Annotated in this window: 10 protein-coding genes; 1 reads left to right on the top strand and 9 read right to left on the bottom strand. The window is 63.8% G+C overall.

All coding sequences use genetic code 11. The features are described 5' to 3' along the window. Positions 1-252: 252 nt before the first annotated feature. From CVM73_RS35890 to CVM73_RS40570, 8 genes are all read right to left on the bottom strand, one after another. On the bottom strand, positions 253-1,425 hold the full coding sequence (locus tag CVM73_RS35890; RefSeq protein ID WP_100236465.1) for a phosphoserine transaminase: 1,173 nt from the start codon (positions 1,423-1,425) through the stop codon (positions 253-255). Between the two features lie 79 nt (positions 1,426-1,504). Next, positions 1,505-1,711, bottom strand: a complete 207-nt coding sequence (locus CVM73_RS35885; protein WP_100236464.1) for a hypothetical protein — start codon at positions 1,709-1,711, stop codon at positions 1,505-1,507. 157 nt (positions 1,712-1,868) lie between these two features. After that, entirely contained in the window at positions 1,869-2,333 is a 465-nt protein-coding gene (locus CVM73_RS35880; protein WP_100236463.1) for a GNAT family N-acetyltransferase, read from the bottom strand. A 17-nt stretch (positions 2,334-2,350) separates the two neighbouring features. Then, positions 2,351-2,941, bottom strand: a complete 591-nt coding sequence (locus tag CVM73_RS35875; RefSeq protein ID WP_100236462.1) for a glutathione S-transferase family protein — start codon at positions 2,939-2,941, stop codon at positions 2,351-2,353. A gap of 66 nt (positions 2,942-3,007) precedes the next feature. Beyond that, positions 3,008-3,895, bottom strand: coding sequence for an outer membrane protein (locus CVM73_RS35870; protein ID WP_100236461.1), 888 nt, complete (start codon positions 3,893-3,895; stop codon positions 3,008-3,010). 168 nt (positions 3,896-4,063) lie between these two features. Continuing rightward, the gene (locus tag CVM73_RS35865; protein ID WP_167407249.1) at positions 4,064-4,894 is read right to left on the bottom strand and encodes an outer membrane protein; all 831 of its coding nucleotides are present in this window, start codon (positions 4,892-4,894) and stop codon (positions 4,064-4,066) included. Between the two features lie 493 nt (positions 4,895-5,387). Then, positions 5,388-6,731, bottom strand: coding sequence for a phosphoglucosamine mutase (gene glmM / locus CVM73_RS35860; protein WP_100236459.1), 1,344 nt, complete (start codon positions 6,729-6,731; stop codon positions 5,388-5,390). Between the two features lie 220 nt (positions 6,732-6,951). After that, positions 6,952-7,119, bottom strand: coding sequence for a hypothetical protein (locus CVM73_RS40570; RefSeq protein WP_167407248.1), 168 nt, complete (start codon positions 7,117-7,119; stop codon positions 6,952-6,954). Between the two features lie 103 nt (positions 7,120-7,222). On the opposite strand from CVM73_RS40570, the gene CVM73_RS35855 reads away from it, so the two are divergent. Beyond that, positions 7,223-8,359: an alpha-hydroxy acid oxidase gene (locus tag CVM73_RS35855; protein WP_100236458.1), complete on the top strand. Its 1,137-nt coding sequence runs from the start codon at positions 7,223-7,225 to the stop codon at positions 8,357-8,359. Positions 8,360-8,615: 256 nt separating this feature from the next. On the opposite strand, the gene CVM73_RS35850 is transcribed toward CVM73_RS35855, so the two are convergent. Then, positions 8,616-9,242 carry a hypothetical protein gene (locus CVM73_RS35850; protein ID WP_167407247.1) on the bottom strand — a complete coding sequence of 209 codons (627 nt, stop codon included), beginning with the start codon at positions 9,240-9,242 and terminating at the stop codon, positions 8,616-8,618. Positions 9,243-9,252: the final 10 nt, after the last annotated feature.

The raw sequence follows: 9,252 nt of genomic DNA, 5'->3' as shown, positions 1-9,252 counted from the left end.
CTCCATCAAGTATTTTTCTGTTGCGTGACACACGTCACACCGAACTCAGCACAGAGATGTTCGGCGGCGGCTTCAGATGTGTAGAAGAGGCAGCTTCCCCCCCCCCCCTGGAGGGGGAGGGTCGGCGCGAAGCGCCGGGGTGGGGTGAAGCTGCAACAAAGATAATCGCCGGTGCGCCGCGTGGAGAGATCACCCCACCCCGCCGCACCTGGCGGTGCGTCGACCCTCCCCCTCCAGGGGAGGGTTAAGAGCTCACGCCGCCTTGGCGAGCTGCGCCTTGGTGTCGGCAAAAGCCCAGTCGATCCACTGCGTCAGCAGCTCGACATCCCTGGCCTCGACGGTGGCGCCGCACCAGATGCGCAAGCCCGCCGGCGCATCGCGGTAATAGGCGAAGTCGTAGCCGGCGCCTTCCTTCTCGACCAGCGCGACCAGCTTCTTGGAGAAGTCGGCCTGCGCGTCCTCGGAGAGCGAGGTGATGGCGGGATCGGTGAACTTCAGGCACACCGAAGTGTTGGAGCGGATCGCAGGATCCTTCGCCAGGAAGTCGATCCACGGCGTCTTCGCCTTCCAGTCGGCCAGCACCTTGGTGTTGGCATCGGCACGCGCGATCAGCGCCTTGAGGCCGCCGATCGACTTGGCCCAATTCAGCGCATCGAGATAATCCTCGACGCAGAGCATCGACGGCGTGTTGATGGTCTCGCCGACGAAGATGCCCTCGTTGAGCTTGCCGCCCTTGGTCATGCGGAAGATCTTCGGCAGCGGCCAGGCCGGCTTGTAGGTCTCGAGCCGCTCCACCGCGCGGGGCGACAGGATCAGCATGCCGTGCGCGGCCTCGCCGCCGAGCGCTTTCTGCCACGAGAAGGTGACGACATCGAGCTTTGCAAAGTCGAGAGCTTGCGCGAATGCGGCCGAGGTCGCGTCGCAGATCGTCAGGCCCGTGCGATCCGCCTTGATCCAGTCTGCGTTCGGCACGCGCACGCCTGACGTGGTGCCGTTCCAGGTGAAGACAACGTCGCTTGCGGGATCGACCTTGGAGAGATCGGGGATTTCACCATAGGCCGCGTTGAGCTTGGTGACGTCCTTGAGCTTCAATTCCTTGACGATGTCGCTGACCCAGCCCTCGCCGAACGACTCCCAGGCGAGCGTGGTGACGGGCCGCGCACCCAGCAGCGACCAGAGCGCCATCTCGACCGCGCCGGTATCGGAGGCCGGCACGATGCCGATGCGGTAATCGGCGGGCACCTCAAGCACTTCGCGCGTCAGGTCGATGGCGAGCTTGAGCTTGGCCTTGCCGATCTTCGCGCGATGCGAACGGCCGAGCGCTGCGTCCTTGAGATTTTGGGCGTTCCAGCCGGGGCGCTTGGCGCAGGGACCGGAGGAGAAATGCGGCACGGTCGGCCGCGAAGCGGGCTTCGCTACAGTCATGATCTACCCTTCCAGATAGTAAGCCTCCCGTTGGGGGGAGGTGTCCCGCCGCGGCTGATACGGGAAACGGGAAGACCAGTCAAGGAAGTTCGGGGGTCTCACGGGCCAGTGATGGCGCCTCGGGTGCGATTTCGGGGGACTCAACCACGGCGAGCGCGTTCAGCAAGTTCGTGGCATCGCTGATCAATTGCGCGGCCCTGCGGCGGCTGCCGACCTTCAAAATGCATTTGTCATTGGCCTGCACAACGTAGTCGTTGCCGACCTTGATGATGGAATAGCTTGTCATCGAAAATCCCCGAACCGACCGAGCCCGGTGTCCGACGCTGCGTAGCACCGTTCGCTCCCGCTTCCACGTGAACGACGGACGGTAGTTTATCAGCTCTTAAGATGAACGAACGCGCGATCCGATTTCGCTGAACAAGCAACGCTTGTGCAGCGCTGCCTCAAAAGCGGACAGTCATGCCCACATGGCTCGCGGCAAATCCGAGCCGTTTATAGAAACGCTGCGCATCGATTCGGGTCTGATGCGTGAGCAGCTCGACCAGATTGCAGCCGCGCGCCTTGGCCTCTGTCACCGCCCATTGCACCAACTGCTCGCCGATGCCGCGGCTGCGACAATCGGAGGCAACGCGAACGTCCTCGAGCAGGCCGCGCACGCCGCCTTGCGAGCTGATGCCCGGCAGGATCGCAAGTTGCAGGCAGCCGACCACCCTGCCCGCGCTCTCGGCAACCACAAGCGTGAGATTCGAATCGCGCTCGACCCGCGCGAATGCGTCGTAATAGGAGGCGGGCAACGGATCCTCCACGCGCTCGCGCGCGCGGCCGAGATGATCGTCGGCGAGCATCGCCACGATCGCGGCGACGTCCTCGCGGCCCGCGGGACGGATGAAGACGGCTTCGGCGTTCATGTCAGACAACTCCGGACTCAGCGCGCCGGCGAAAGGCCGAGAAACGCTTCGACTTCGCCGATCCAGCGGCGGATGGACCCATGGCGGCCGAGATCGAAGCCGCCTTCATGCGCGAGGCGCGTATAGGCGAGCAGCGACACGTCTGCGAGCGAGACCTCATCGCCGGCGAAGAAGCGGCTGGCGGCAAGATGCTGCTCCATGCGGTCGAGCGCCGCATAGCCGCGCTTGACCTTTTCAGGATCGAGCTCGGAGGCGTCCTTGCCGAGATAGACGAGGACGAAGCGGCACACCGCGATATAGGGCTCGTGGCTGTACTGCTCCCAAAACAGCCATTCGTCCATCTTGGCCGCCGCAAAAGCGTCGCGCGGAACGAGCGCACTGTCGCGGGCGAGATAGCGGATGATGGCGTTGGACTGTGCCAGCGTGCGGCCGTCGTCGAAGGCGACGGTCGGCACCTGGCCGGCGCCGTTCATCTTCAGGAACTGCGGCGTGCGCGTCTCGCCCTTGCGCGTGTCGATCTCGATCCACTGGTAGGGCACCGCGAGCTTGTCGCAGACCCACTTCACCTTGAGACAATTGCCGGAATTGCTGTCGCCGTAGATCTTCATCGCCGCCCCGCTTTCGGGCGACAGAGCATCAGGAGGCGGGAAAGTTGTCAACCAGACCGGACAGGCTCAAAACTTGTAGCCAAGTCCGACATGCGCGTTGTTCAGTGTCACCGAGGTGTTCATGATGGGCGAAAACTGCACGTACTCGTATTCGACTCGCGCGAACAAGCCGTTCCACAGGCAATATTCGAGCCCGATGCCGGCGGTCCAGCCGGCTACGAAGGCATTGGTCTTGTGCTGGCCCTGCGTCTGCGACTGGGCTGGAACGGGGTTCGTCGTTCCCGGCACGATTACGGTGTTGCCGAATCCATCGATGGTCGTCGTATCGGTACGCAGCGTTACGTTGCTGGACACCGTACGGGAAACATCCATCCGGCCAATGGCAGCGCCGCCGAAGATGTACGGCATGAAGTCACCGCCATCCCAACCCATGCGACCACGCAACGTGACCATATCCTTGACCTGAGCCGTCGCGGACCCGGTCAGAGTCACGTTCCAATGGTTGAAGGCCCCCGGGGGCACGGTGTCGCCAGGCGGGTTGATGATGTCGAGCGCATTGGAGCCAGTCGACGCGGTCTTGAGGTTGTTGAAGTAGGTGTAGGTACCTTCGAGGCCGAGCACCGCGTCGTACCATTGCCAGTTGCGGCCAACGAAGCCGCCGAAATTCGTGCTCTGCGCGGTGTTCTTGCTGAGAAGCGACCACGTCGAGGTCGGCTGCTGAAGCACGCTGTCTCGAAAGATGTAGTTGGTCAGGCCGACCACGCTCTGGCCGAAATCGGATGAGTCGGAGGTGTAGCCGAAGTGACCGCCGGCGTAGAAGCCGTCCCAATTACGGCTCGTCTTCGACAACCCGTCGGTGAAGCCGCCGCGCAGCACGGGCAGATCCGGCATGTCGGCCGCGTTCGCGGCAGACACCGTCCCCAACATCGCCGCTGCCAACACCAGCCTACGCATCACCACGCTCCATCGGACTCGAACTGTTGCGATGATCATCGCCTGTTAACCTTAACCAATGGTTGCGTCGGACGCCTTCGCCGCCTACTCGCCATGAAAAATACGCAAAGCAAAACGGCGCGGGATGATCCCGCGCCGTTAAGAAGTCCTAACCGATCAGCCTGCTGATCAGCCCTTGGTGACCAGCGGCGGCGGCATGTAGGCCGGCGGACTGTTGAGATCCCAGCGCACGCCGAGCTTCAGGTCGTGCGAGGTGAGCTCCTTGATCTTGATCGACGTCGGACCCGATTGGAGGCCGTCGAAGGTCCGGAAGTTTCCGGGCGCCGCGTCGCCGAGGTTCATGTAGCTGTAGGCCAGTTCGACGGTGAACCCGGGATTGACCTTGTAGGCGAGACCGGCGTGAGCGGCCCAGGCGAAGTTCCACTTACCGTTATCGGCGAAGTAAGCGACGCTGTTGTTGAGACCAGGGCTGTACGACACGCCGTCGTCGCGGAAGCTGCTGATCTTGTTGTACGAGCCGCCGACACCGGCGCCGATGAACGGAGTGATGCACCACCAGGTGCCGAGATCGACATAGGCATTCGCCATGACGACCCACTCGGACTTGCTGCCGGTGTAATTGTTGACGCCGACGAAGCCGGGTCCAACGACGTTGTCGCTGCCGTGCAGATTGGCTTTGCCCCGGTACTGGCCGATCACGTCCGCACGAAACCAGTTGTTGAAGCGATAGCCGACACCGAGATCAAACAGCGGGGACGAGTCGAAGCCGAGTCCCTCCGTCGTCTTCGTAAACCCGGGCGCCACGTTGCCCTCGATGCTCTTGGCGCGCTGATTGGTCATGCCGATGTCGCCGCGCAGATACCAGCCGCCGAAGTCGGCGGGCGGGGCGGGCGGCGCGTACATGGGAGGGGGCGCGGCGATCGGCATGTCGGCGGCGAACGCCATCGGGGAGATCAGGGTTGCCGCACCCGCGGCAAGGAGAGACTTAACGCTACGCATTGGCTTCGTCCTTATGGCCGGTGAGGCAAAATGCAGACGCCCCACGTTCTGGAAACTCACGACCCGGACGATGCCAGCAAATGTTTAAGCGCCACTTAACCCTAATTTTTAAGGTTGATATTTCCTCACCTCACACGCGAGTGCCGCGCCGGCGTTGCAGAAATGCCGCGCCAAATGCGACGCCCTCGCCGCATTTGCTAACGATGTGTGAAGCCGCAATGCGGCAAGTGCGGGTGCGTCAATGCACGTGCCGTGGCAGTTCCGGCAGGAAGAGGAAGTGCGAGAAGCTGATGCCGGCGAGCACGATGTAGCCCTCTCGTCCCTTACCCTCCCCTGGAGGGGGAGGGTCGGCTCACATTGAGCGCAGCGAAATGTGAGACGGGGTGGGGTGACGGTCTCTCCGCGCGCGAAACTGCCCGAGAGGAAAGATCACCCCACCCCGCTCGCGCTTCGCGCGATCGACCCTCCCCCTCCAGGGGAGGGTAAGAAAAGCTCAGGCCGCGGCTTGCCCCAGCGCCAGGACGATGGTGTCGACGACGTCCTCGACCAGAATGCGGTCCTCGCCTTCGCCCATGACGCGGATCACGGGCTCGGTGCCGGAGGAGCGGATCAGGAGGCGGCCGTGGCCATTGAGGCGCTTCTCGCCGTCGGAGATCGCCGACTTGACGTCGGAATCGTCGAGCGGCTTGCCGCCCTTGTGGCGGACGTTCTTGAGGATCTGCGGCAGCGGATCGAAGCGATGGCAGACCTCGGACACGGGCCGGCGCAGCTTCTGCACCACGGCCAGCACCTGCAACGCCGCAACGAAGCCGTCGCCGGTGGTGGCGTAGTCGGACAGGATGATGTGGCCGGACTGCTCGCCGCCGAGATTGTAGCCGCCGCTCAGCATCTGTTCGAGCACGTAGCGGTCGCCGACCGGCGTGCGCACCAGCTCGAGTCCCTGCCCTTGCAGGAAGCGTTCGAGGCCGAGATTGGACATCACGGTGGCGACGATGCCCGGCCGCGACAGCCGGCCGTCTTCCTTCCAGCTCTGCGCGATCCCCGCGAGCAGCTGGTCGCCGTCGACGAGGTGGCCGCGCTCGTCGACGAGGATGACGCGATCCGCATCGCCATCCAGCGCGATGCCGATGTCGGCGCGCATCTCGCGCACCTTCTTCGACAGCGCTTCGGGCGAGGTCGAGCCGCATTCCTTGTTGATGTTGAAGCCGTCGGGCTCGACGCCGATCGGCACCACGTCGGCACCCAGCTCCCACAGCGCTTCAGGCACCACCTTGTAGGCGGCGCCATTGGCGCAATCGACCACGACGCGCAGGCCATCGAGCGACAGATCGCGCGGCAGCGTGCGCTTGGCGAATTCGATGTAGCGGTCGTGCACGCCGTCGATACGGCGGGCGCGGCCGCGGCTCGCGCTCTGCGCCCGCCGCCTGTCGAGAGATTCGTCGAGCAGCTGCTCGATCTGCCTCTCGACGTCGTCGGAAAGCTTGAAGCCCTGCGGGCCGAACAGCTTGATGCCGTTGTCCTCGAACAGATTGTGCGAGGCCGAGATCATCACGCCGAGATCGGCGCGCATCGACTTGGTCAGCATCGCCACCGCCGGCGTCGGCATCGGGCCGACCAGCAGCACGTCCATGCCAACCGAGGTGAAGCCCGCGACCATCGCGTATTCGATCATGTAGCCGGACAGGCGGGTGTCCTTGCCGATCACGACCCGGTGGCGGTGGTCGCCGCGCTGGAACGCAAGACCCGCGGCCTGGCCGACCTTGAGCGCGAGCTCCGGCGTGATCAGCCCGTTGGCGCGGCCTCGGATCCCGTCCGTCCCGAAATATTTGCGACTCATTTGGTCCCCCAGGCAACAACCAGGGATCCCCTCTACAACCACGGGCTGCCCGAACGGGCCCCGCATCCCTGATGTGCTGGGTCTATATAAAGCCAATGCGGGCAAGTTGGCTTCAAAAAATGTGATAAATCGTTACGGAACCAGGCGCGGCGTGGGCCGTATAACGCCTTGTTAACCTTATAGTTCCTGCCGAGGCGGCGGAACCGGCTGGAACCCGCCTCTAATCCGAGCGCTTGACATGGCCGTCGCCGCGGCTCGGCGGCGGCTGGGTGACGTTGACGGGATCGGAGCCCGGAAAAGTCTCCTCCAGGCCTTCTTCCAGCGCTTCGTCGAGATCCTTCTTCTCCTTGATCTCTTCCGGCGTCGGTCTGGCGTGCGGCCTCGTCATGGCGCCCTCCTCTCAAACGATTTGGCTGTGCATCCAACCATGCTAGATGACCCCGAAATCTTCCGATGCAAGACTTCCACGTAAGACGGGCCGGGGAAACGACATGAAGCACATCACCTGTATCGACGATCTTCGCACACTGCATAAGCGCCGCGTGCCGAAGGCGTTCTTCGACTATTGCGACCGCGGCTCCTATGCCGAGGAAACGCTGCGCGCCAACCGCGAGGACATGCAGGCGATCAAGTTCCGCCAGCGCATCCTGGTCGACGTCTCCAAGCGCGATACCTCGACCATGATCCTCGGCGAGCCCTCGACCATGCCGCTGATCCTCGCGCCGGTCGGCCTGCTCGGCATGCAGCACGGCGACGGCGAAATTTACGCCTGCCGCGCGGCGCAGGCCGCCGGTATCCCGTTCACGCAGTCGACAATGTCGATCTGCTCGATCGAGGACATCGCCGCCAATGTCGAGAAGCCGTTCTGGTTCCAGCTCTACGTGATGAAGGACCGCGGCTTCATCAAGGACCTGATCCAGCGCGCGATGGCGGCGAAGTGCAGCGCGCTGGTGCTCACCGTCGACTTGCAGGTGATCGGCCAGCGCCATGCCGACATCAAGAACGGCATGACGGTGCCGCCCGAGTGGTCGCTGTCGAAGCTCCTGGATTTTGCCAGCAAGCCGGCCTGGGTCTCCGGCGTGCTGCAGGGCAAGCGCCGCACCTTCGGCAACATCGCAGGTCACGTGAAGAACACCGAGGATCTCAACCGCCTCGCCGAATGGACGGCGTCGCAGTTCGACACCTCCTTGAACTGGAAGGACGTCGAGTGGGTCCGCAGCATCTGGCCAGGCAAGCTCATCATCAAGGGCATCCTCGACGTCGAGGACGCCGAGGAAGCCGCCAAGACCGGTGCGCAGGCCCTCGTCGTCTCCAACCACGGCGGCCGCCAGCTCGACGGCGCGCCGTCCTCGATCGAGGTGCTGCCCGAGATCGCCGATGCAGTCGGTGACAAGATGGAGATCATGTTCGACGGCGGCATCCGCTCCGGCCAGGACGTGATGCGCGCGCTGGCGCTCGGCGCAAAATCCTGCATGATCGGCCGCGCCTATGCCTATGGCCTTGGTGCCGGCGGCCAGGCCGGCGTCGCCAAGGCGATCGACATCATCCAGAAGGAGCTGCTCACCACCATGGGCCTGTGCGGCGTCAACCGGATCGACGAGATCGACGATCACGTGATTGCGGTGTGAAGCATAGCGGCAGTGCCGTCTCGCGACGCGATCGAGAGCCGTTGCCTTAAACTCCGCTGTCGTCCCGGACAAGCGCGCCTCAAGCGCGCGCCGATCCGGGACCCATAGCCACAGGCAGGCGTGGCTACGGGGACTCGGAGTTATCAGCCTTCACCAAACTTCATCCTGTGATTATGGGTCCCGGATCTGCGCTGACGCTTGTCCGGGACGACAGCGGAGAATGTGGCGGCAGTTGCGCGCTACACTTGCCGCCTCCTCACATCGGCGGCGTCAGGCCGTCGCGGCCGACGCTGACGCGATTGGCCTCGAACGAGCCGTCCGGCAATTGCTTCATGAAGGCGATGACTTTCGCGCCGGTCTTCAGGTCGGACTTGTCGCCGGGCACGAAGGTCACCACCGGCGTGTTGTCGGCGACGAACACCTTCTTCTCGCCGTCCCTGTACTTGACCAGCAGCGTGTGACCGTCATTGCCGACCACGCTCTCGGCCACCGTCGCATTGGTCATGCTCGAGTTGGGCTTGAGGTCCCAGGGCCGCGAGCCTTCGCCGGTGCCGCGCATATCTTCCGGAAACACGTGCACCTCGACGGCGTTCTGGCTGCCGTCCGGTCCCGGCACGGTGGTCGCGCCGACGAACGAACCCGGCTTGATGTCGGCGAGTGAAATCTTGGTAATGCCTGACACGTTCACGTCAGAGGCGAGGTGAAGCTTGACCTCTTCACCGCTGCGCGACTTGACCTGCATGGTGTCGCCATTGACGCTTTCGATGGTGCCGCGCACGCGCGTCGGCACCGGCGCCTTCTGCGCGAGGGCCGCGAAGGTCGAGACGGTTACCATTGCGACGGCGGCGAGCGGACGGATCAAGGTTGTACGTTGAATAGTCATGACGGTCTCC

The organism is Bradyrhizobium forestalis, from assembly GCF_002795245.1.
Taxonomy (GTDB): Bacteria; Pseudomonadota; Alphaproteobacteria; order Rhizobiales; family Xanthobacteraceae; genus Bradyrhizobium; species Bradyrhizobium forestalis.
Note: the sequence above shows the minus strand (reverse complement) of the source record. Positions and strands in the feature narration are given on the sequence as shown.

Excerpts from the sequence above, each read along its gene's own strand:
- CVM73_RS35865 (WP_167407249.1), bottom strand. The coding sequence starts at position 4,894 with ATGCGTAGCGTTAAGTCTCTCCTTGCCGCGGGTGCGGCAACCCTGATC.
- CVM73_RS35890 (WP_100236465.1), bottom strand. The coding sequence starts at position 1,425 with ATGACTGTAGCGAAGCCCGCTTCGCGGCCGACCGTGCCGCATTTCTCC.
- glmM (WP_100236459.1), bottom strand. The coding sequence starts at position 6,731 with ATGAGTCGCAAATATTTCGGGACGGACGGGATCCGAGGCCGCGCCAAC.
- CVM73_RS35875 (WP_100236462.1), bottom strand. The coding sequence starts at position 2,941 with ATGAAGATCTACGGCGACAGCAATTCCGGCAATTGTCTCAAGGTGAAG.
- CVM73_RS35880 (WP_100236463.1), bottom strand. The coding sequence starts at position 2,333 with ATGAACGCCGAAGCCGTCTTCATCCGTCCCGCGGGCCGCGAGGACGTC.
- CVM73_RS35885 (WP_100236464.1), bottom strand. The coding sequence starts at position 1,711 with ATGACAAGCTATTCCATCATCAAGGTCGGCAACGACTACGTTGTGCAG.
- CVM73_RS40570 (WP_167407248.1), bottom strand. The coding sequence starts at position 7,119 with ATGACGAGGCCGCACGCCAGACCGACGCCGGAAGAGATCAAGGAGAAG.
- CVM73_RS35870 (WP_100236461.1), bottom strand. The coding sequence starts at position 3,895 with ATGCGTAGGCTGGTGTTGGCAGCGGCGATGTTGGGGACGGTGTCTGCC.
- CVM73_RS35855 (WP_100236458.1), top strand. The coding sequence starts at position 7,223 with ATGAAGCACATCACCTGTATCGACGATCTTCGCACACTGCATAAGCGC.
- CVM73_RS35850 (WP_167407247.1), bottom strand. The coding sequence starts at position 9,242 with ATGACTATTCAACGTACAACCTTGATCCGTCCGCTCGCCGCCGTCGCA.